This window comes from Bacillus sp. HMSC036E02, from assembly GCF_001836235.1.
Classification (GTDB): Bacteria; Bacillota; Bacilli; order Bacillales; family Bacillaceae_G; genus Bacillus_A; species Bacillus_A cereus.
On record NZ_KV827854.1, the window covers coordinates 172,487 to 195,191 of the forward strand.

Here is a 22,705-nt window from a genome sequence, read left to right on the forward strand (position 1 = left end):
AGTAATATGAAGAAAAATCGCTTATTATTTCGCGTTATTATTCTACTCATTTTATGTGGTGCTGTAGGATTTACCCTTTATCAAGGATTCTTTGCTAATAAAGAGAAAATGCAAATCGGAAAAGAAGCACCTAACTTTGTTGTGACGGATTTAGAAGGGAAGAAAATTGAACTAAAAGATTTAAAGGGAAAAGGTGTATTTTTAAACTTTTGGGGCACGTGGTGTAAACCTTGTGAAAAAGAAATGCCTTATATGAATGAATTATATCCAAAGTATAAAGAAAAAGGTGTTGAAATCATAGCGTTAGATGCAGATGAAACGGATATTGCAGTAAAGAACTTTGTGAACCAGTATGGTTTGAAATTCCCAGTTGCCATTGATAAAGGACAAAAGATTATAGGAACATATGGAGTAGGTCCATTACCGACAAGCTTTTTGATTGATAAAGATGGAAAAGTAGTGGAGCAAATTATAGGTGAACAAACGAAAGAACAGTTAGAAGGGTATTTAAAGAAAATTACTCCGTAATAAAGAAAGCCTTTACATAAGGGGTGCGTGTCTATAGTGCCTCTGGTTTAAAAATTCTGAGTATTGCGGTAACTTGAGGTTAGAATATACAATAGTACATATAGATACAGGGGCGGTGAGAGTGTTGAAAGAAATTAAATGTGAATGTGGACATGTTAATCCGATAGGAACCGTTTTTTGTGAAGCTTGCGGGAAACCATTTGAAAGCAATGAAAATACAAAACTATTGGATATGCGCTATGAGGGGAGTGCACGGAGATCTCTCACGCAGACAAAAACGATAATCGATAAAATTTGGAGCTTTTTCTCTTCTGTAAAAGTGGGTGTATGGCTAATCGTAATAACTTTAGCTGCATCAGCGATAGGAACTATTTTTCCGCAAGAAATGTACATAACTCCAGGGATTGCACCAGCTGAATATTATAAACAAGAATACGGATTTTTAGGACAATTATACTATCAATTAGGGTTTAATAATTTATACGGTTCATGGTGGTATATGATTTTGATTGCTTCTATCGGTATTTCACTTGTGATATGTAGTTTAGACCGTGTTATTCCACTTTATAAAGCTTTAAAAAAGCAAGGCGTAAAAAGACATCCTAGCTTTTTAAAGAGACAGAGATTATATGGGACTGGTACACCGCAAGAAGGTGACCTGGAAAGAGTGCAAAAGAATTTAAAGAAAAGAAACTATAACGTGAAAGTGGAAGACGGAAACGTTTTAGCAGAAAAGGGACGCTTCTCGCGTTGGGGTCCATATGTAAATCATATCGGTCTTATTATCTTTTTATTCGGTGCGATGCTTCGTTTTTTACCGAGTATGTACGTAGACGAAGCACTTTGGTTACGTGACGGTGAAACGAAAGAGATACCAGGGACGGATGGACAATACTACTTAAAAAACGAGAAATTTATAAAAGAAGTTTATGATAAAAGTAAGGACAAGGAAGTTTTTGATGAAGCGATTGATCGTGTAGGCGATAAAATGATTGCGAAAAACTTCCAAACGAATGCCGTATTATATAAAGCAGTAGGAGAAAATATAGCAGGACAAAAACCGAAATTAGAAAAAGTAAAAGAAGCGGAAATTCGAGTGAATGAACCACTGAAATTTGATCAATTTGCAGTGTATCAAGTGGATTATAAAGAAAGTGAATTTAAAAGTATGTCCTTTAACTTACAAAATAAAGAAAATAATCAAAAGTGGGGACCGATTAAAGTAGATTTAACGAATCCTAAGGAAAAATATGATTTAGGAACTGGTTATTCTCTAGAACTATTAAGCTATTTTCCTGATTTTTATTTTGATGAGAATGGAAAACCAAATACGAAAACGAAATTACCAAACAATCCTGCATTTGTATTTAAAATGTTTACACCTGAAACACCAGATGGTGAAGTGAGTTTTGTTGGTATTCAGCAAAATATAGAACCAGATGGAAACAACAAATATAAAATGTCGTTTGCAGGTGTTGAAATGCAGAATGCAACAGCACTTACTGTAAGAAAAGATTTAACGCTTTGGATTCTCGGCATTGGAGGATTTATATTTATGGTTGGTGTCATTCAAGGTATGTATTGGAATCATCGCCGTATTTGGATACAACGTGTTAATGATGAATGGTGGATTGCAGGGCATACAAATAAAAATTGGTTCGGTTTAAAGAAAGATATTGAAAGAGTAATAGAAGGTACAGCAATTCCACAGCCAAATGATAAAGTAATTGATAAAAAAATTAGTTAAGGTGGGGAAACGATATGGTGCAAATAAGTAGTAACTTTCTCTTTACCGCATTTATTTTATATTTAATTGCGACTCTATTTTTTGGGGGAGCCATTAAAGAAAAGGGTCATAAATGGGCAAATGTAGGAATAACGATTACAATTTTAGGGTTTATAGCACAAACAGTATATTTTGTTACAAGGTGGATTGCATCAGGGCATGCGCCAGTTAGTAACTTTTTTGAATTCGGTACATTTTTCGGCATGATGCTTGTAGGAGCATTTATTGTCATGTATTTTATGTACCGTGTAAGCATAATCGGACTATTTGCATTACCAGTTGCGCTTTTATTAATTGCCTATGCAAGTATGTTTCCGAGGGAAATATCTCCGCTTATTCCATCTTTAAAAAGTAATTGGTTACATATTCACGTGACGACGGCAGCAGCAGGACAAGCCATTTTAGCGATTAGTTTTATTACAGGCGTTATGTATTTATTGAAAAATGTAGATCAATCGACGAGAAGTAAACGTACATTTTGGCTAGAGACGGTAGTATTTACACTTGTTTGTACAGTTGGATTTATTGGAGTAACAACGGTATTTTCTAGTATGAAATATGAAGCGAAGTTTCAATGGATTGATAAAAATGAACAACAACTGGAAATGAAGTACAATCTTCCGGCTTTAGTTGGACCGCATGAAGGGAAGTTACTGACAGAAAATAAATTAGAACCGGCAGTTGAAGTTCCAGTAATTGTAAATGCAAAAAAATTAAATACTGTTATTTGGTCAGTGTTAGTTGGAACATTACTGTATATTGTATTAAGACTCGTTTTACGGAAGCGAGTATCGGCGGCACTTCAGCCGTTAGTAAAGAATACGAATAGTGATTTACTAGATGAAATCGGATATCGATCTATTGCAATTGGATTCCCAGTTTTCACATTAGGTGCATTAATTTTTGCGATGATTTGGGCTCAAATAGCGTGGACGCGCTTTTGGGGCTGGGATCCGAAAGAGGTTTGGGCACTTATAACGTGGCTCTTTTATGCTGCAGTACTACATTTACGATTATCTAAAGGGTGGCATGGAGAGAAATCAGCTTGGCTTGCAGTAATTGGTTTTGCAATCATTATGTTTAACTTTATTGTAGTAAACTTAATTATTGCCGGTTTACATTCATATGCATAGAGAAATAAAATAGGAGAGTGCATGTCACTTTCCTATTTTATTTTTGTCAACTTTTCTTCTTTTTTGAGAAAAACATGACAAAGTAGCGGTTGATTTTGTAAAATGATGTCGAGGACATTATATACAGTTCAAAAAAAATACATAGTTTTGGAAAAAAATTGAACAAAATTTATTATTCTTGTGAAGCATAATATGGGAAGTGAAACATTTAGAAGATTGCTTAAATAAACGAGAATAGCGCAACATAATAGTTAAAGAAGGGTAGGTGTGAACCGCTGAGGTGAGAGTACGCAGCGGGTAGAGATGGAAAATGAATCAAGAATTTTAATTGTAGATGATGAGGATCGTATTCGTCGTTTATTGAAAATGTACTTAGAAAGAGAACAATATACGATTGAAGAAGCAGATAATGGTGATACAGCTTTAGAAATGGCGTTGCAAAATGATTACGATTTAATCTTATTAGATCTTATGATGCCTGGTAAAGATGGCATTGAAGTATGTAAAGGGGTTCGTGAGAAGAAAGCGACACCAATTATTATGCTGACAGCAAAAGGTGAAGAAGTAAATAGAGTACAAGGATTTGAAGTTGGAACAGATGATTATATTGTAAAGCCGTTTAGTCCACGTGAGGTCGTGCTACGTGTGAAAGCGGTATTACGTCGTGCTGTACCAACAACATTCTTTACACAAGATACAACGACAAAAGATGTTACTGTATTCCCTCACTTAACAATTGATAACGATGCACACCGTGTTACTGCAGATGGCAATGAAGTAAACTTAACGCCGAAAGAATATGAGTTACTATTATTTTTAGCGAAAGCTCCTGATAAAGTATTCGATCGTGAGCAGCTGTTAAAAGAAGTATGGCAATATGAATTCTTCGGAGATTTACGTACAGTTGATACACATGTAAAGCGTTTACGTGAGAAGTTAAGCAAAAAATCACCAGATGCAGCGAAAATGATTGTTACTGTTTGGGGTGTAGGTTACAAATTTGAGGTTGTGAACGACTGATGCTTTGGAGAAGTGTAGTAGGGAAGTTATGGATGACCATATTACTTCTCGTTTCGTTTGTTCTTGGATTTGTTGCGATTTTACTTTCACAATTTTTTAGAACGTATTATGTTGATATGAGTGAAAATAGACTTCAAAAAGTCGCAACAAGTGTTACGGAATTAATTGAAGAAGGTGCCGATGTAAAAACGATTGAGAACATCGCGTACAAATTCTCTGATCCACTTTCAAGGATTATTATTGTAGAAGATGGCAAGGAAATCTCTTCTTCACCGAAACAAGAAGGGTTAGTCACCCTTACAATGGATAATTTAAAAGAAGATAAAGAATTAGCCGCTGTTTTTACGGACAAAAAAGAAATTAAGAACAACATTAGAAAAGCTTCTGATAGTAGAAAGAATAAAAGCACTGAAAATGATATTGTGATCGTTGGGAAACCAGTGCAATCAAAAAATCAAAGCGCAGTGTTCGTATATGAATCTTTACAAGTGCCAATAAAAGATATGGAGAGAACGACTGATTTCATTTTCTTAGCCGCTGGGATTGCGATTATATTAACAACTTTCTTTGCGTTCTTCTTATCTACTCGGATTACAGCACCGCTTCGTAAAATGCGTGAGGTTGCTTTTGAAGTGTCACGTGGGAAATTTGATGCAAAGGCTCCTATGGTATCTCAGGACGAAATTGGTGAGCTGGCAACGGCCTTAAATCAAATGGGTAAACAGTTGAAGTTTAATATGAATGCTTTGCAGCAAGAAAAAGAACAGTTAGCTAGTATTTTGAGTAGTATGGCAGATGGAGTTATTACGTTAAATCAAGAAGGTGAAGTCGTAGTTATTAATCCACCGGCTGAACATTTCTTACAAGTTTGGCAAGAAGAAAAAGAGATAGAGTTAAGTAAAAAATTACCTTCTGAACTTGTGGAACTATTCCATCTCGTTGTAGAAAGCGAGCAACAACAAGTTGTTGAAATTAATTTACAAAAAGGGAACTATGTAGTTCTTATGACACCACTTTACAATCAAACGAAAATTCGTGGGGCTGTAGCGGTACTGCGAGATATGACGGAAGAACGTCGTCTTGAGAAAATGCGTCAAGACTTTATTGCGAATGTATCACATGAACTTCGTACACCGATGGTCATGCTGCAAGGGTATAGTGAAGCGATTTTAGATGATATTGTGCAAACGAAAGAGGAAATAGATGAGTTTGTTCAAATCATTTATGATGAATCCGTTCGTTTAGGTAAACTTGTAAATGAATTGTTAGATTTAGCTCGTATGGAAAGCGGTCACGTAGAGTTACATATTGGTGAAGTGGACATACATCCGTTTGTGGAAAAAATTGGTCGTAAATTCCAAGGGATTGCAAAGGATAAAGAAGTTGAACTAACAGTTGATTTCCGGAATCAGATTGAAGAATATGCGTTTGATGCAGATCGGATGGAACAAGTGTTGACGAACTTGATTGATAACGCAATTCGTCATACGAATGCGGGTGGACATGTAACGCTTGTAATTGATACGAAAAATAATGGCCTCATTTTTGAAGTACAAGATTCGGGTGTAGGCATTCCAGAAGAGGATATTCCATTTTTATTTGATCGTTTCTATAAAGCTGATAAAGCAAGAACACGTGGGAAAAAGGGTGGAACAGGACTCGGGCTTGCAATTGCGAAAAATATTGTTCAAGGCCATGACGGTAAAATTTCTGTATCAAGTGTTGTTGGAGAAGGAACTACATTCTCTGTATATTTACCGAATCGTATAATTTAGATATGCTTTTTTAAAGTTGATAATGAATAAAGTTCTGCTGTTTTTTATTTTTTTGTAAACTCAATTAAATAAAGAATGGTAGAACTTTTTTCTATCTTGGTCGAATCAAGAATAACAAGAGAGGGTGCTGTGAAGAAATGAAATTATATACAAAAACAGGAGATAAAGGAACGACAAGTGTAATAGGTGGCAGGGTTGATAAAGATGATATCCGTGTGGAAGCGTATGGAACAATAGACGAGGCAAATTCTCATATTGGATATGCAATGACTAAGGTTCAAGGCGGGGCTTTTAGAGATATTTACAATGAGCTCGAAAATATTCAACATGAACTATTTGATTGCGGAGGAGACTTGGCAATAGTGGAACAAAAAATTCCTTATAAAGTGACAATTGAGATGGTTGAAAGTTTAGAAAGAAAGATTGATTTATATATAGAAGAAGCCCCGCCATTAGAACGCTTTATTTTGCCAGGTGGTAGCGAGGCGGCGGCTACTATTCATATTGCACGTACTGTTGTAAGGAGAGCAGAACGCTCTATAGTATCATTGCAAAAAGAAGTGAAAATAAATGAAGTTGTCTTAAAGTATGTAAATAGATTATCTGATTATTTGTTTGCGATAGCTCGAGTAATAAATGCCCGATTACAAGTGAAAGATGTGGAGTATAACCGTAGTGCATTAGTTTTTCGTGATAAGAAAGAGAAGGAAGTGGAGTAATTCACTTTCTTTTTTTGTATACTTTTTTCTGTAATATACCAAAATAGAGAAGGTATGGTGGTAATTAGAAAACGGAGGATGTATATGAAAGTTTTAAAATGCGGCGTCATGTTATTGAGTATGCTGTTTGTATCTCAATTACATGTTTATGCAGAAGAAAATCGATGGACATGGCCTGTTGAAGGTCAGATAAGTGATTATTTTGGGACAAGGCATGGAAAACACTATGGTATTGATGTAGCTGCGCCGATTGGAACGCCTGTGGCAGCTATTCAAGATGGTAGGGTAACGAAGTCTTATTATTCAAGTAGTTATGGAAATGTTGTATTTATTAAACACGGAGAATATGAGGCTGTATATGCACATTTAAATAAGAGATATGTGGGGCAAGGAGATTATATTTCCAAAGGAGAAAAAATTGGAGAAGTAGGGAACACGGGAGAATCGCGAGGTGCACACTTACATCTAGAACTTCATCAAGGAAGATGGACGATGGCGAAAAAGAATGCGATGAACCCATTGCTTGTTTTAAATGAACAAAGAAATGAAGTTGTTTCTTCATCATTATATGTCGTACAAAAAGGGGATACTTTAGTTAGTATTGCACGGAAATTTAGTATGACACTTAAGGAAATTAAAGAAAAAAATGGATTGCAGCAAGAGCTAATTTATCCTAATCAACAATTATATGTTAAGTGAAGGAAACATTTCAAAAATTAAACTTTGAACAAATTTATGTTCTTCTTAAATAAGGTTCAATGTAAATGAAATTATATGGGCGCTTTTGCTAGAACTATTGAGTGAATTAGAGCATCTATATCTAAAAGAAAACCGTCCCAAAATTTATTTTGGGACGGCTTCTTTTACCAAAAAATAAAGACACATATAAATCCAGAAATAGCTAAATAGCTATATAAGTAAAAAACTTTTGTTCTTGTTTTCTCTTTTGTTCGAAACAGTACGATAGTCGGTTCAATTAAACCGATTGTCAAACAAAGTAGGCCAAGAAGCATACAACCAATCGAAATAGAATACAGGGCGATTTGTGGTGCTTGAAATGGAATCATCCATTTTAATAAAAATGCAATAAGTGCAGTGTAACAAATACTACCGATGTATTTATTCAGTGGTGTATTAGAACGAAAACCAGGAAGTTTTTTTAAGAAAGAGCGGGAAACAACTTCTGTTTGTAAAGATGTATGCTCTTCAATAATTTTTTGAGCTTCTTTTCCTTTTTGAAAAAGAGATAAGATCCAATTTCGCTCACCCTGAAAAATAAATTGAGAAGTTGTCAAATAGTGATCAATCTTCACTTTATTCCAACTCTTCCACGGATGACGCTCACACAATTTTAATTTACTTTCTGTTTTTTTATCATACTGATAAATACTAATGCCATCTTCATCGAAAGTAGCATAGTATGTCTCGTTTGAGAATGTGCCTAAATCAATTGGGCAGTAGAAAAGTAATTCTTTTTTTAAGTAAAAGTATTCTTTTCTTAAGTTTTTTTTCATTGCTTCTCGAATAGAATGTCTCTTGTCTTTTTTCATGACATTTCCTCCATAACTCAGAAAATGTTCTTATCTTAACAATTCAATATCTTATCACTTTTAATTATATATGACTAGGTAATTCAAAAGAGAAATGCCGAATAATAAAAAATATGGATTGTATTGTAAAATATCTCGCAATTTATTTTTTTTGTTACGAAAAATAAATAACTAATTTTAAATAAGTTACAATTTTTTAGTTCACAATGTTATGAGGTTGTTGTATAATGAAGGGGAAAATAGAATATCGGTCTATCTTCGGGGCAGGGTGAAAATCCCGACCGGCGGTGATGAACTATTTATGATTTTGTTCTAAGCCCGCGAGCCGTTAAGGCAGGATTTGGTGTGATTCCAAAGCCGACAGTATAGTCTGGATGGGAGAAGATGGAGGTTCAAGCGTTCAAAAAAGATATGGATTTGAACGTCTGTTTGATGTGCCTTAAATTCTCCCTTTGTGTAAAACACAAAGGGTTTTTTCGTTCTATGAAAAAATAGGCATAGCAGAACCTTTCCACTTTCCATGAGATGATCGATGGAAAAGGAGAGAGAAAGATGAAACAAAAAAACAGTGTAGTGCAGATGGTGAGTGTAGCGATGCTAAGTAGTATTGCATATTTACTAATGATGTTAGATTTCCCGTTCCCAGGGCTTCCGCCATTTTTGAAAATTGATTTTAGTGATGTACCAGCTCTAATTGCAGCAATTATCTTTGGACCAGTAGCAGGAGTGATTGTAGAGGCGATAAAGAACATTTTACATTACGGGATTCAAGGAAGTTTAACGGGAGTACCAGTTGGAGAAATTGCAAACTTTATTGCAGGATGTTTATTTATTGGACCAGCAGCTTTCTTATTTAGAAAGTATCGTACTGTGAAGAGTTTAACTACAGGATTAATGCTAGGGACAATTACAATGGCGCTTATTATGAGTGTATTAAACTACATCATCATATTCCCGGCTTACACTTGGTTTTTAAATTCACCGGCTATGTCTAGCGAAGCTATAAGAACAACGGTTGTAACGGCAATCTTACCATTTAATTTAATTAAAGGGATTGTTGTAACAATTGTATTTGTAGCATTATTCTCACGCCTGAAAGTATGGGTGTTTGCAAAAATGAAAAATGCATAATATATATTAAAATCATTAGTAGTGTGAAACTACTAATGGTTTTTTATTAAGGAAAATAAAATTTAGATACAAAAAATGCCCCTCATATTGATGAGGGGCATTTTTTGAAGTTAATAAAAGACTATTCGAATTTTAAAGCGTCTCCGTCGAATGATTCGTCAGCAACTTTAATTGAGTCAGTTGGACAGCCTTCGAATGCATCCATCATATCTTCAATTAATACATCTGGAATTTCAACGATACCTTGGTTATCATCTAATGTTACAAATGCAATACCTTCATCATCATAGTCATAAATGTCTGGTGCAGCAGCGCCACAAGCACCACATGCAATACAAGTATCTTTATCAACGATTGTATATTTTGCCATCTTTTTTCCCTCCTGATAATATGTATGTGAAAAGCTCGCCATAAAAATTATAACCTTATTGTAAAACGGTTTGTAAAACTTTTCAACATAAAATTATAATGATAATGCTTATCAATTAGAGTGTCAACTTATTTTTGAATTATGTCATAAGATTTTCAAAATACGTAAATATGATTTCGTTTGATACAATAGAATATATACAAGTATATAGTTCTCATATGATAAGTTTAATGAGCGAAAGTAGATAGTGTAATTGTACTGAAAAGAATGAAGTTAAGATTGGAAGGTGGAAGCGGTCATGCAAATACAATATACTTTGTTGCATTGTTTAAAACAATTGAATGGTGAAAGAACCGTTTCTTCTATTTATTATTTACTAAAGGGCAAACGTTCTTCGCAAACTTTACAAGATGGAAATATGTTCCGAATTTCTTTTTTGTTCGGAATATACAAATCATTGAATAGAAATGACTATGATGGTGAAGTTGCAAAGTTGTTGCAAGCGAATTTTATTCAAGAAATACATGAAAATACATATGTGTTAACACCTACGGGTAAAATGCAGTTACATAAATGGGAGGAAGTTTATGCTTTTCCGGCGCATTTGCATGGTTTACATTATGGTGAATTAGGTGAAACATTTTGGAAAAGATTATCATTAATTATTCAAACTATATCAAATTTACAACAGAATAATACGAAGTTTATCCCAATTCAGCAAGATACAGAAATAATGATGTGGGTGAAACGTTTTCTAACAGGAATACCATATAAGAGAAGTGAGTTGGCGAGAAAACTATGGACGGAAGTACATAATCTTTTAGAAAAGAGCAATACGATAGAAGCGACGATTGTAACATATCGACTAACGGGTTATGAACGTATTGGTTGTACATTGCAACAATTAGCAGAAATTACGAAACAAGATATATTCAGAGTGTATTTTTTATTTTGGGGTACAATGCATTTCTTTATACAAGAAGTTCGTGATAAAGAAAATGAATTTCCACTATTAGCTGAAATTATATCTTATCCAAATGAGAGAGCTGAATTATTTAGTTTATCGACGAAAAAAACATATAATTTTTGGAGACAAGGACGTTCTTTAGAAGAAATAGCGACGATTCGGAATTTAAAGGTTGCAACGATAGAAGATCATTTTGTTGAAATTGCTTTGCGAGAAAAAGATTTTTCTATTGAAATGTTTATGGAAAAAGAAAAGATAGACAAAGTAATAAAAGTAATTGAAGCATTGCAAACGCGGAAGTTACGTGTTTTGAAACAAGCGGTTGGAGAAGATATCTCTTATTTTGAAGTTCGTCTTGTATTAGCGCGGATGGAGGGTGTAAATGAAACTTGAAGAATATTTATATAAGTGGTTTGGATATTCTGAATTTCGTCCAGGTCAAAAAGGAGTTATTACAGATTTATTAGAAGGAAAAGATGTGATAGCAATGCTTCCGACTGGAAGAGGGAAATCTATGTGCTATCAGTTTCCGGGGCTTATGCGAGAAGGAACAGTGCTTGTTGTATCACCGTTATTATCTTTAATGGAAGATCAAGTAACACAATTAAAGTATGTTGTGAAAAACCGAGTAATAGCATTTAATAGTTTTCGGACATTAAATGAAAAAAGAGAAGCGATGAAAAAATTATCTTCATATAAATTTATTTTTGTTTCACCAGAGATGTTACAGTCGGAGTTATTAATTAGGGAATTGAAGAAAATTCATATTTCATTATTTGTTGTTGATGAGGCTCATTGTATTTCTCAATGGGGTTATGATTTTAGACCGGACTATAAAAAACTAAATGTAGTTATTGAAAATATTGGTTCTCCTACAGTATTAGCATTGACAGCCACAGCGACAAAAGGGGTACTGCAGGATATCGCAAATAGTTTAAATTTAAAGGGTGCCGCGGAACATGTATACTCTATTGACCGTCCTAATATTGCAATGGATGTGCAATTTGTAGAGACGATAGAAGAAAAGAAAGAGGCGCTTTTAGAGCAGGTGATGTATTTACAAGGGCCGGGGATTGTATATTGCTCAAGTAGAGCGTGGACAGAAAGGTTAACGGAATACTTGAGAGGAAAAGGTGTTACTGGTGTAGCTTTTTATCATGGTGGTATGGAACATGAAGAGCGTATGTTAATTCAACAGCAGTTTATGAACGATCAATTGCAACTTGTAATATGCACAAGTGCATTTGGTATGGGGGTAAATAAGGCGAATACGCGATATATTATTCATTTTCATTATCCAACTAATATAGCTTCTTACTTACAAGAAATCGGAAGAGCTGGAAGAGATGGCGAACCGAGTATAGCTATTTTATTATGTAGTCCGTTGGATCATGATTTACCAATTTCAATCATTGAGGATGAATTGCCAAGTAAGTCACAAATACAATTTTTATTTTCTTTACTACAAGAAAGAATGTTTCAAACGAAAGAATTACCAATAGAAGATGTAGAAGAAATTTGTTATAATGCAGCAAGATTTAATGAGCAATATTGGCGTTTCGTTCGTTATCATCTCGAACAGGTTGGAATTATACAACAACGAAGATTATTATTAGAAGGTTTGTCAGATGAAATTATGAACCGATTAATAGCTGAAGTAGAAATAAGGTTGCGTAATAAATATAGTGAGCTAGAAAATATGAAGTCATGGATACAAGTTAAAGGATGTAGACGTGAATATGTGCTGCAACAGTTCGGTTATAGGAAAGAGCAAGAGTTAATTAATTGCTGCGATTATTGCGGTATTACAAAAGAAGATTATAAAAAAAGACGAGCGCAACAATCGGATTTCGACTATAATTGGGAAACAGAGTTACAAAAGCTTTTCGGCCTAGAAAAGATGGAGGAATGATGAACATTCAAAGGCATAATGTTGAAGATATGAGTCCGCAGGAAATAAGGCTGAATCTATATATAACACAGTTAATTATTATCGGTATTGGCTGTTTACTGGCATATATATTATTTCAAGATGTAAAAGAAGTCTTTAATTTATGGAAATGGGAACCAGTATCTGTACTTATTATAGGTGGTTTGTTAGCGATTGGTATTGTGTTATTAGATTATGTTGCAATGCGAGTGTTTCCGGAGTCTTGGTTTGATGATGGTGGTATTAACGATAAGATGTTTCGAGGAATGTCCGTTCTGCATTTACTCGTTATTACGTTCTTAATTGGTTTTGCAGAAGAATTTTTATTTAGAGGTGTAGTACAGACTCATTTTGGAATTGTAATTGCGAGCTTCGTATTTGCAGTGTTACATATTCGTTATATAACAAAGCCATTTTTGTTTTGTTTCGTCTGTTTCATTAGTTTTGTCTTTGGTTATGTATTTGAATGGACAGGAAATTTGTTTATAACAATCTTTGCACACTTTCTTGTTGATTTTATAATGGGACTCCAATTAAGAAAATAAATGGAAGGTGGTGGTGAACAACATGAGGAAACGAATTCCTGATTTTGAAGAGGAATTAGAAGTTGAGCGAGTGGAAGAAAAAGAAAGTTTACCGCCGCGTAGTGAAATTCATAGAAATAAAGAAAAAAAACAAAAGTTTAAAATAAATCACATTTTCGTCCGGGTTTTAACATTTCTATTCATTCTGCTGCCGATTAGTATTTTGTGGTACACGGATAAATATATTCAGGTGAAGGGTGATAGTAATAATGCCGGAAAAAGTGCGTTTGAAGTAATCTTCTTTGATTCAGCTAAATCTGAGTCGCAGAAACATTCTGAAAAAGTAATAACGCATACTGTGAAAGAGGGAGAAACTTTAGAAAGTATAGCGAAGCAATATTTTTCAGATGGAAATGGAATTGAAGTAATTAAAAAGTATAATAACTTGCAAGACGATGAAGTGAGTGCAGGTCAAGAATTAAAAATTCCGATAAAAGATAAGTCCACAAAGCAAGAAAGCTAGTGAGTTAAGCGATCACAGTTTGTTATAAAAGCCTAGGATTATCTTTATGAGGAGGGGAGTCAAAAATATGATATGGATTATATTATTCAGTACTCTCATAGGCATGGGGATTTTATTGCTTCTTGTGATGTATAAAGAAGCGATGCGTAATACGGTGTTGGAACATACTTTAGTATTTAAAGAATTTCCGAAAAGTTTTCAAAAAGTAAATGTGTTTTTTATTTCTGATATTCATAGAAGAGTCATTTCGAATTTGTTAATTGAACAAGTAAAAGGAAAAGTAGATCTCGTAATTATCGGAGGAGATTTAGCAGAGAAAGGTGTCTCTTTATCAAAAATCTCTGCGAATATTCAAAAGTTAAGAGAGATAGCTCCTGTATATTTTGTGTGGGGAAACAATGATTATGAGATAGAATATCATGAATTAGATGCGTTATTATTAGAAAATAACGTAAAAGTTTTAGATAATACAAGAGTGGTATTTGAGTCTGAATTAGGCGAGAAAATTTGTTTGCTCGGTATAGATGATGTTGGATTGCACCGTGATCGTCTAGATTTGGCATTGGCGGATTGTAAAGAAGATGGTTTTCGTATCCTAGTTAGTCACAACCCTGATATAATAAAAAAAATGTCTGGAAATGAACAGATTTCACTTGTCTTAAGTGGACATACGCATGGAGGGCAAATCCGATTATTCCCATCTAAAAAATATTTAAAAGGTGGCGTATATAACCATTTAAATACGATTCTCTTTGTTAGTAATGGGTATGGAACAACATTGATACCACTTCGTTTCCGAGCACCTGCTCAAACACACATCATTACATTGTGCGGAGGGAAATGATGCCAACTCTTAATGGGAAATACAATATAAAAGCCGTTTCGAATATAATTGGAGTTCAGCCGAGTACGCTTCGTGCATGGGAAAGACGATATCAAATTATTGCCCCAAAGCGGAATCAAGCTGGGCATCGTTTATATACAGAAGAGCATATTCAAATTTTAAAATGGTTAATGGAAAAAGTTTCTTCCGGTATGATGATTGGACAAGCAGTTCAATTATTAGAAGAGAATCGTTTGCAGAGTACAGTTCAAAAAGAGATACATTTCGATAAAGAAGTTGTTTTAGTGGACGATTTGCTACAAGCTTTGTTAAAATTTGATGAAATTACAATTGCTGCATTATTAAACGAAGCTTTTAGTATATATTCAACAGAGAAGGTTGTTGCCAGTATTGTTCTTCGAGTGACAGACAAATTATTAACGTCAAAAAATAATAATGAGATTTCAATGGTGCAATTTCAATATGCACTATCATTTTTACAAACGCGTCTAGGGATGGTGTATCACAATGCCTCAATGTTTTCCTCTTTACACAAAGTTATTGTGTTAGAAAAGGATGCATTGAAAGGATTTATTTTTTCAACTTATTTACGCTTAAAAGGATATGAGGCGATATATATTAGGACAAGCTTAGCTGAAGATGGTATGTTATCAGCGGTAGAGGAAATACAGCCGAAATATGTATTTATATCTTTTGCTGACGAACAAGAAATGAAAAAGACGATGAACTTTATAAATTTATTACAAGAAAAAAGGGAATCTCTTTTAGTTGGATTTATCGGAAAGCTAGGCGTTCTAAACCAGTTGGACATTGAAACAATCTTAATTGGTGATACGAAAGAAGAATGGGATGGATGGTTAAAAATGTCGGAATAGTTGTTCGAAAAGAACCATCTATTTTCTATTTCATATAATAAAAATTAGATGCATTGGTTACGTAGGGAGGGTATGAGATGAGGCTGGAACGATTAAATTACAATAAGATAAAAATTTTTCTAACATTTGATGATTTATCTGAACGAGGATTAACGAAAGAAGATTTATGGAGAAATGCACCGAAAGTACAGCAATTATTTCGTGATATGATGCAAGAAGCAAATAAGGAATTAGGATTTGAAGCAGATGGTCCGATTGCAGTTGAAGTGTTTTCTCTACAAGCACAAGGGATGGTTGTAATTGTAACGAAAGAAAATCAAGAAATAGATACAGATGATGAGTTCCGTGACGAGTTTATTGAAATGCAAGTGACTCTAGATGAAAGTGAGCATATATTATATGAGTTTGCTACGCTAGATGACGTAATTAACCTGTCGAATCGCTTATATAACCTTGGTGTAACTGGCGGAAAGCTATATACGTGGGATGAGCGCTTCTATCTTTGGGTGGAAGAAGAGGAACAAATTCAATTGTTAAAGGCGGATTTTATAGCTATTTTAGCGGAATACGGTAATCCGTCTACAGCAACCATTTATCGCATCATGGAGTACGGTAAAGAATTAATGGATGTTAACGCGATAGAACAAATACACAATTACTTTGTGAAAAAACAAAACCTCAGCTAATACAACATAGCTGAGGTTTTGTTCTTATTTGGAGAAGGGAAGGGATGATTGTAAATACTCGAACATACTTTTTGAAAATAAAATATGCAGTTTTATGGGAGTGTGGTTGATGAAAATAAAAAATATTTAAATATTTAAGTATTTTACTTTTCTAAAAGTAATAAAAGGACTATAATAATAGTGAAAACGCTTGCAATAGAAAGTAGTTTGTATATATTTGTTAGCGTTTTCTATTGCATTCCAAATTTAAGGGTGTATACTAGGCAATGAAGGTTTACTAAACAAGTGAAATTACAGGGGGTTTACTTACTATGGTAGCCGAAAAGGGAACTCAAACAAAAACACAACAACAAAGGGAACAACATTTTGAACTATTGAATTCAACACAAATTGTTATTAGTGAAGCGTTAGAAAAATTGGGTTATCCAAACGAAGTATATGAATTATTAAAAGAACCAATTCGTATGATGACAGTGAAAATACCAGTTCGTATGGATGACGGGACTGTTAAAATATTTACAGGATATCGTGCGCAACATAATGATGCTGTTGGTCCAACGAAAGGTGGAATTCGCTTCCATCCGAATGTAACAGAAAATGAAGTGAAAGCACTTTCAATCTGGATGAGTTTAAAATGTGGTATTGTTGATTTACCATATGGTGGAGGTAAGGGTGGAATTATTTGTGATCCACGTGAAATGTCATTCCGTGAGTTAGAAAGATTAAGCCGCGGTTATGTACGAGCAATTAGCCAAATCGTAGGACCGACGAAAGATATTCCAGCTCCAGATGTATTCACAAACTCTCAAATTATGGCATGGATGATGGATGAGTATAGCCGTATTGATGAATTTAATTCACCAGGATTTATTACAGGTAAACCGCTTGTACTAGGTGGATCACATGGACGTGAAACAGCAACAGCGAAAGGTGTAACAATTTGTATTCGCGAAGCTGCGAAAAAACGTGGCATTGATATTAAGGGGGCACGCGTTGTTGTTCAAGGATTCGGTAATGCTGGTAGCTTCTTAGCTAAATTTATGCATGATGCAGGTGCGAAAGTTATTGCAATCTCAGATGCTTACGGCGCGTTACATGATCCAAACGGATTAGATATTGATTATTTATTAGACCGTCGTGATAGCTTCGGTACAGTAACAAAGCTATTTAACAATACAATTTCAAACAAAGAATTGTTAGAACTTGATTGCGATATTTTAGTTCCAGCTGCAATTGAGAACCAAATTACAGAAGAAAATGCTAATGATATTAAAGCGAAAATCGTTGTTGAAGCTGCAAATGGTCCAACAACATTAGAAGCGACTAAAATTTTAACAGATCGCGGAATTTTACTTGTTCCAGACGTGTTAGCAAGTGCTGGTGGTGTAACAGTATCTTACTTTGAATGGGTACAAAATAACCAAGGTTACTACTGGACTGAAGAAGAAGTAGAACAACGTTTAGAAAAAGTAATGGTAAGATCATTTGATTCTATTTATGAAACAGCACAAGTTCGTAAAGTGAACATGCGCTTAGCGGCGTACATGGTTGGTGTTCGTAAAATGGCTGAAGCAAGCCGCTTCAGAGGTTGGGTATAAAATATTATATCTTGAGAAAACGTGATTTCCTTTCGAGGGAATCACGTTTTTTTGTTGAAGTATTAAATGAGGTGTTGTATATGGAGAATGAAATGTTGGAACGAGTAGAACAATTAGAAGAAAAGGTTAATAGGTTAGAGGGAGAACTCGCAAGAACGATGAAAGCTCGCAAAATAAGTACCGTTCGGATGTTCGGGGAAGGGCTACTGTTTCTGATATTTGGTGTGGTTGTAGTAGGGCCGATTATTGCCGTTGTAATCTCAATTTTTACTTGGCTTGCTGAAAAATAAAATAAAAACAAAAAAGAACGCTTGTTCTATGCGAACAGATGTGCTATACTCTCCTTAGATAAACAAAACGGAAATGATTTTAAGGAGAGATAAATGATGAAAATGACAGTAGACCAAAGATTTATGATGCCAGCAGATGTTGTAGAGCGAGTGGAAGTATTACGCAACAAACAAAGTAAGCGTGGCACATTATTACAATCGGTAAATAAATTTTTCGGTTTAGATACGAAAGAAGATTGTGTTTGGTTTTACGGTTTTTATGGAGTGGCTGTAAGTATCTTGTTGTTTATGGTGTTCACTTCAAATATTTTCGATTTTCTCTTCGCGTAAGAAATATGCGATAAGGACATTGCTACCGAATACATATATAAAGAAGTAAGGTAATCTTCTAGAGCGGGAGTTGGTAGCAATGGCGATGTTTCCTATAGAGCGCAATTATATTGGATATGGAAGTTCACGACCGGGGATTCCTCTGACTAAAGTGAGATTTATCGTAAGCCATGATACGGGGAATCCTGGAAGCAATGCGATAGGCAATCGAGATTACTTTAATGAATTACAACCGAAAGCTTCGGCGCATACATTTATAGATGATAAAACAATATTGGAGATTATTCCTATAAATGAAGTTGCGTATCATGTTCGATATGGTGTGCCGACGGATAATGACTTATATGGCTATGACGCGAATAAGGCGGCCATTGGAGTGGAACTTTGTTATGGTGGTGATGTTAACTTTTGGGAAGCGTATAATCGTTTTACATGGTATCATGCGTATTTATGCCAAAACTTTGGCTTAAATCCGAAAAAAGATATCGTGTCACATAAAACGCTTGATCCAGCTAGAAAGATTGATCCTGAGAATGTATTAGGGAAACAAGGTATTAAATTTCAGCAGTTTTTAGCAGATGTCTATCGGATGTACGTTTCGTTTAGATGACAAATATATGAAAAATGAATACAATAAAGATAGGTGCCTACTGCTGTAAGTAGGTTTTTTCTTGTTTTTATAAAAAGTGCATTGGTAGAAGACTAGGAGTGGACGAGTATGCAGAAAGAAACAGTTATTATAATCGGAGGCGGTCCGTGCGGATTAGCGGCTGCAATTTCGTTGCAAAAGGTAGGGATAAATCCGTTAGTAATTGAAAAAGGAAACATTGTAAATGCCATTTATAATTATCCAACTCATCAAACATTTTTCTCTTCTAGTGAAAAATTAGAAATTGGTGATGTAGCTTTTATTACAGAAAATCGTAAGCCATTTCGAAATCAAGCGCTTGCGTATTATCGTGAAGTAGTAAAACGTAAATCTGTACGTGTAAATGCTTTTGAGCGAGTGGAGAAAGTTCAAAAAGATGGAGAAGTTTTTCAGGTTGAGACGACAAAGCGTGACGGAAGTAAGGAAATGTATATAGGGAAATATATTGTTGTAGCAACTGGATATTATGATAATCCAAATTATATGAATGTTCCAGGTGAGGAATTGAAGAAAGTAGCTCACTATTTTAAAGAGGGGCATCCTTATTTTGATCGAGATGTAGTAGTTATAGGTGGGAAAAACTCGAGTGTAGATGCCGCGTTAGAACTTGTTAAATCTGGTGCACGTGTAACGGTACTGTATCGTGGAAGTGAGTATTCACCAAGCATAAAGCCTTGGATTTTGCCGGAATTTGAGGCGTTAGTACGAAACGGTACAATTCAAATGCATTTTGGAGCTCATGTGAAAGAGATTACTGAGCATACATTAACGTTTACAGTTGATGGTGAAGCTTTTACAATCAAAAACGATTTTGTATTTGCGATGACTGGTTATCATCCTGATCATAGCTTCTTAACGAAGATGGGTGTTCAGATTGATGAAGAAACAGGACGTCCAATTTATACAGAGGATAGAATGGAAACGAATGCTGAAAATATTTTCATTGCAGGTGTCATTGCTGCTGGAAATAATGCAAATGAAATATTTATTGAGAACGGTAGATTTCATGGAGATGGGATTGCGCAAACCATTGCATCAAGAGAAAAATAAAAAGGAGCTGTCGGGAAAATCTCGACAGCTCCTTTTTATTCGTGCATAAACATATTTTGAATGGATTCATGAGAATTTGTATTCTCTAATGCAACAAGTAATTTAATGCGTGCTTTTTGTGCATTTAAGCCGTATGTGAATACAATGCCCATATCTTTTAAGTGTTTACCGCCACCTTCATACGAATATACGTCTTGAACGATACCGTTGAAACAGCGAGAAACTAATACGACAGGAATACCTTTATTTAATAATCTTTCTAGGCTAGGTAGTGTTCTTGGAGGGAGATTACCTTGTCCAAGAGCTTCGATAACAATGCCGTCTACAGGAAGATTTTCGATTGCTGCTAATAATGTATCATCCATGCCAGCATATGCTTTTAGAACAACTACATTTTTAGACACTTTATTTATCGTATATGATTCGCGATGTACTAGAGCGTGATGGAAGACAACGCCGCGTTTTGTTACCATTCCAATTGGTCCGTATTGTGGACTTTGGAATGTTGCGACATTACTTGTATGTGTTTTCGTTACATTTGTAGCGCAATGAATTTCGTCGTTTAATACGACTAAAACACCTTTTTCTGCAGCTTCATCACAACTAGCAACTTTTACAGCTGATAAGAAGTTATATAGACCATCAGCACCTAACTCATTGCTAGAACGCATTGCACCTGTCACTACGATCGGAATAGTTGCTTGTACTGTTAAATCTAAGAAATAAGCTGTTTCTTCTAATGTATCCGTACCATGCGTAATAACTACGCCATGAATGTTGTCTTGTTTTACTCTTTCATCAATGATGACTTGTAATTGTAACATTTCGCTCGGTGTCATATGAGGAGATGGTAGATGGAACACATCTTCAACGATTAAATCAACATCGCCTTCTAAATCAGGAATGAATTTTAAAAGAGGATTTTTTTTACCTGGTTGTACGACCCCAGTTTCTTTATCTTCCTCCATTGCAATTGTTCCACCTGTGTGTAAAACTAGGATTCTTTTCAATGCTTATACCCCTTTCAAGTAAAAAAATACATTTAGAACATAACATGTTTTGAGTAAATTCGACAATGGAAATGTATAAAAGTATGCCTGGAAAATGACAATAAAATTAACTGCTATATGTACGATGTATAAAATTACGAAACGAAATGTGCAAATATAGTATAGGAGGGAGAAATTACGGTGAAAAAGATGGAGAGAATTTTTATTCGTATATTAATAATACAATTCATTTGTCTTTCTGTTGTACAATTGTTATTTATACATAAGTCATCAGTGAAATATTTATCTAAAATTGTTTATTATGAGGGTGTTATGGTAAAAAACAAAGTGGAAATCTTGCAGGTGAATCGGTAGTTTTCATTTTCTTCTATGAAGGATTATGCTACAATAATTGAGGATTTAATGACGCGAAGCAAATGAGAAGAAGCAGGGTGAACACCTGCTTTTCGTTTTGTTTTATAAGTGAAAAAATGAGGTGTTACAATGGATAAACGAATTTCAATTGCTATAGATGGTCCAGCAGCTGCAGGGAAAAGTACAGTGGCAAAAGTTGTTGCGAAGGAACTTTCTTATGTTTATATTGATACAGGCGCAATGTACCGTACGCTTACATATGCAGCCCTTCAACAAAAAGTAGACATTGAAAATGAAGAGCAGTTAATGGAAGTTGTAAAGAATGTAAATATTGAGTTTCAGCAAGGAGAAAATACACAGCTTGTATTTTTAAATGGACAAGATGTTTCTGAAGTAATTCGTACACCTGATGTGACGAATCGAGTATCTATTGTAGCGAAACATCGCCTTGTTCGTGAAGAAATGGTACGTCGTCAGCAAGAGTTAGCGAAAAAAGGCGGCGTTGTAATGGACGGCCGTGATATTGGTACACATGTATTACCGGATGCTGAAGTGAAAATCTTTATGCTTGCTTCTGTTGAAGAAAGAGCGGAAAGAAGGCATTTAGAAAATTTAAATAAAGGTTTCGATTCTAATTTAGAGCAGCTAAAAGAAGAAATTGCTCAGCGTGATAAATTAGATTCAGAACGCGAAGTTTCTCCACTAAAAAAGGCTGATGATGCATTGGAATTAGATACGACTTCTTTATCAATTGAAGAAGTTGTCCAAAAAATTATGAGCATTGTTTCTGGAGTGTTTGCGAAATAAAGAAAGGGGATAATCCTCTTTCTTTTTTTGTTTAAATAGAAATGTAAAGGATACGTGAATTGTGAGTCTCTTTCCTTGACAAATGAGCTGATTTGTAAGAAGTTAGTTAAAGAGGAATAAAACTGTCAGAATATATTCGCTATTATATTTCAAAACATACTTTTTTCAAGCTGGTTTTGCTGTATACTATTTATATAGGTTTAATATATTTTCTTGTGAATGTTATTGAAAAAGAGTATGTGATGAGAAATTCTTA

Annotated in this window: 25 protein-coding genes and 1 riboswitch; of the genes, 22 read left to right on the forward strand and 3 right to left on the reverse strand. The window is 34.8% G+C overall.

The window, feature by feature from the left end:
* The first annotated feature begins 6 nt into the window (after window positions 1–6).
* From resA to HMPREF2590_RS16805, 7 genes are all read left to right on the forward strand, one after another.
* Window positions 7–528, forward strand: a complete 522-nt coding sequence (resA, locus tag HMPREF2590_RS16775; RefSeq protein ID WP_000742194.1) for a thiol-disulfide oxidoreductase ResA — start codon at window positions 7–9, stop codon at window positions 526–528.
* 121 nt (window positions 529–649) lie between these two features.
* Window positions 650–2,275, forward strand: a complete 1,626-nt coding sequence (resB, locus tag HMPREF2590_RS16780) for a cytochrome c biogenesis protein ResB (RefSeq protein ID WP_000910547.1) — start codon at window positions 650–652, stop codon at window positions 2,273–2,275.
* A 14-nt stretch (window positions 2,276–2,289) separates the two neighbouring features.
* Window positions 2,290–3,447, forward strand: a complete 1,158-nt coding sequence (resC, locus tag HMPREF2590_RS16785) for a cytochrome c biogenesis protein ResC (RefSeq protein ID WP_000250082.1) — start codon at window positions 2,290–2,292, stop codon at window positions 3,445–3,447.
* Window positions 3,448–3,750: 303 nt separating this feature from the next.
* The gene (gene resD / locus HMPREF2590_RS16790) at window positions 3,751–4,467 is read left to right on the forward strand and encodes a DNA-binding response regulator ResD (protein WP_000426861.1); all 717 of its coding nucleotides are present in this window, start codon (window positions 3,751–3,753) and stop codon (window positions 4,465–4,467) included.
* The gene (gene resE / locus HMPREF2590_RS16795; RefSeq protein ID WP_000964697.1) at window positions 4,467–6,242 is read left to right on the forward strand and encodes a sensor histidine kinase ResE; all 1,776 of its coding nucleotides are present in this window, start codon (window positions 4,467–4,469) and stop codon (window positions 6,240–6,242) included. The genes resD and resE overlap by 1 nt, the downstream gene beginning before the upstream one ends.
* Before the next feature lie 137 nt (window positions 6,243–6,379).
* On the forward strand, window positions 6,380–6,961 hold the full coding sequence (locus HMPREF2590_RS16800) for a cob(I)yrinic acid a,c-diamide adenosyltransferase (RefSeq protein ID WP_000781277.1): 582 nt from the start codon (window positions 6,380–6,382) through the stop codon (window positions 6,959–6,961).
* 84 nt (window positions 6,962–7,045) lie between these two features.
* The gene (locus tag HMPREF2590_RS16805; RefSeq protein ID WP_000866125.1) at window positions 7,046–7,660 is read left to right on the forward strand and encodes a peptidoglycan DD-metalloendopeptidase family protein; all 615 of its coding nucleotides are present in this window, start codon (window positions 7,046–7,048) and stop codon (window positions 7,658–7,660) included.
* Between the two features lie 164 nt (window positions 7,661–7,824).
* Here the strand turns inward: HMPREF2590_RS16805 and HMPREF2590_RS16810 are convergent, their stop codons facing one another.
* Window positions 7,825–8,511 (reverse strand): hypothetical protein, encoded by a 687-nt coding sequence (locus HMPREF2590_RS16810; RefSeq protein ID WP_000710837.1) that lies wholly within the window; start codon window positions 8,509–8,511, stop codon window positions 7,825–7,827.
* 250 nt (window positions 8,512–8,761) lie between these two features.
* A riboswitch (FMN riboswitch) is annotated at window positions 8,762–8,901 on the forward strand.
* A gap of 162 nt (window positions 8,902–9,063) precedes the next feature.
* On the opposite strand from HMPREF2590_RS16810, the gene HMPREF2590_RS16815 reads away from it, so the two are divergent.
* Window positions 9,064–9,642 carry an ECF transporter S component gene (locus tag HMPREF2590_RS16815; protein ID WP_000810856.1) on the forward strand — a complete coding sequence of 193 codons (579 nt, stop codon included), beginning with the start codon at window positions 9,064–9,066 and terminating at the stop codon, window positions 9,640–9,642.
* A gap of 121 nt (window positions 9,643–9,763) precedes the next feature.
* On the opposite strand, the gene HMPREF2590_RS16820 is transcribed toward HMPREF2590_RS16815, so the two are convergent.
* Window positions 9,764–10,012 carry a ferredoxin gene (locus HMPREF2590_RS16820; protein ID WP_001151993.1) on the reverse strand — a complete coding sequence of 83 codons (249 nt, stop codon included), beginning with the start codon at window positions 10,010–10,012 and terminating at the stop codon, window positions 9,764–9,766.
* Between the two features lie 298 nt (window positions 10,013–10,310).
* On the opposite strand from HMPREF2590_RS16820, the gene HMPREF2590_RS16825 reads away from it, so the two are divergent.
* From HMPREF2590_RS16825 to HMPREF2590_RS16880, 12 genes are all read left to right on the forward strand, one after another.
* Entirely contained in the window at window positions 10,311–11,372 is a 1,062-nt protein-coding gene (locus tag HMPREF2590_RS16825) for a YpbB family protein (protein ID WP_001167008.1), read from the forward strand.
* On the forward strand, window positions 11,362–12,891 hold the full coding sequence (gene recQ / locus HMPREF2590_RS16830; protein ID WP_000762980.1) for an ATP-dependent DNA helicase RecQ: 1,530 nt from the start codon (window positions 11,362–11,364) through the stop codon (window positions 12,889–12,891). The genes HMPREF2590_RS16825 and recQ overlap by 11 nt, the downstream gene beginning before the upstream one ends.
* Window positions 12,891–13,454, forward strand: coding sequence for a CPBP family intramembrane glutamic endopeptidase (locus HMPREF2590_RS16835; RefSeq protein WP_050821736.1), 564 nt, complete (start codon window positions 12,891–12,893; stop codon window positions 13,452–13,454). Before recQ ends, HMPREF2590_RS16835 begins: the two co-directional genes overlap by 1 nt.
* Window positions 13,455–13,476: 22 nt before the next feature.
* The gene (locus HMPREF2590_RS16840) at window positions 13,477–13,956 is read left to right on the forward strand and encodes a LysM peptidoglycan-binding domain-containing protein (protein ID WP_001231550.1); all 480 of its coding nucleotides are present in this window, start codon (window positions 13,477–13,479) and stop codon (window positions 13,954–13,956) included.
* A gap of 67 nt (window positions 13,957–14,023) precedes the next feature.
* Window positions 14,024–14,800 (forward strand): metallophosphoesterase, encoded by a 777-nt coding sequence (locus tag HMPREF2590_RS16845; protein WP_000637796.1) that lies wholly within the window; start codon window positions 14,024–14,026, stop codon window positions 14,798–14,800.
* Complete coding sequence (locus tag HMPREF2590_RS16850) at window positions 14,800–15,675, forward strand: MerR family transcriptional regulator (protein ID WP_050821737.1); 876 nt, start codon at window positions 14,800–14,802, stop codon at window positions 15,673–15,675. The genes HMPREF2590_RS16845 and HMPREF2590_RS16850 overlap by 1 nt, the downstream gene beginning before the upstream one ends.
* A 77-nt stretch (window positions 15,676–15,752) precedes the next feature.
* The gene (locus HMPREF2590_RS16855; protein ID WP_001235397.1) at window positions 15,753–16,361 is read left to right on the forward strand and encodes a genetic competence negative regulator; all 609 of its coding nucleotides are present in this window, start codon (window positions 15,753–15,755) and stop codon (window positions 16,359–16,361) included.
* A 311-nt stretch (window positions 16,362–16,672) separates the two neighbouring features.
* Entirely contained in the window at window positions 16,673–17,959 is a 1,287-nt protein-coding gene (gudB, locus tag HMPREF2590_RS16860; protein WP_000225173.1) for an NAD-specific glutamate dehydrogenase, read from the forward strand.
* A gap of 80 nt (window positions 17,960–18,039) precedes the next feature.
* Window positions 18,040–18,249, forward strand: a complete 210-nt coding sequence (locus tag HMPREF2590_RS16865) for a hypothetical protein (protein ID WP_000426768.1) — start codon at window positions 18,040–18,042, stop codon at window positions 18,247–18,249.
* 93 nt (window positions 18,250–18,342) lie between these two features.
* Window positions 18,343–18,579 carry a DUF3961 domain-containing protein gene (locus HMPREF2590_RS16870; RefSeq protein ID WP_001983018.1) on the forward strand — a complete coding sequence of 79 codons (237 nt, stop codon included), beginning with the start codon at window positions 18,343–18,345 and terminating at the stop codon, window positions 18,577–18,579.
* Window positions 18,580–18,658: 79 nt separating this feature from the next.
* On the forward strand, window positions 18,659–19,189 hold the full coding sequence (locus HMPREF2590_RS16875; protein WP_001240655.1) for a peptidoglycan recognition protein family protein: 531 nt from the start codon (window positions 18,659–18,661) through the stop codon (window positions 19,187–19,189).
* A 108-nt stretch (window positions 19,190–19,297) separates the two neighbouring features.
* Window positions 19,298–20,278, forward strand: coding sequence for a YpdA family putative bacillithiol disulfide reductase (locus HMPREF2590_RS16880; protein WP_001168512.1), 981 nt, complete (start codon window positions 19,298–19,300; stop codon window positions 20,276–20,278).
* 35 nt (window positions 20,279–20,313) lie between these two features.
* Here HMPREF2590_RS16880 and ansA read toward each other — a convergent pair whose 3' ends face one another.
* Window positions 20,314–21,288, reverse strand: coding sequence for an asparaginase (ansA, locus tag HMPREF2590_RS16885; RefSeq protein ID WP_000822026.1), 975 nt, complete (start codon window positions 21,286–21,288; stop codon window positions 20,314–20,316).
* 180 nt (window positions 21,289–21,468) lie between these two features.
* Between ansA and HMPREF2590_RS30415 the strand changes: the two genes are divergently transcribed.
* Both HMPREF2590_RS30415 and cmk read left to right on the forward strand, forming a co-directional pair.
* Window positions 21,469–21,642 (forward strand): YpfB family protein, encoded by a 174-nt coding sequence (locus HMPREF2590_RS30415; RefSeq protein WP_000738057.1) that lies wholly within the window; start codon window positions 21,469–21,471, stop codon window positions 21,640–21,642.
* A gap of 129 nt (window positions 21,643–21,771) precedes the next feature.
* Window positions 21,772–22,449 (forward strand): (d)CMP kinase, encoded by a 678-nt coding sequence (gene cmk / locus HMPREF2590_RS16895; protein ID WP_000361257.1) that lies wholly within the window; start codon window positions 21,772–21,774, stop codon window positions 22,447–22,449.
* The last annotated feature ends 256 nt before the right edge of the window (window positions 22,450–22,705 follow it).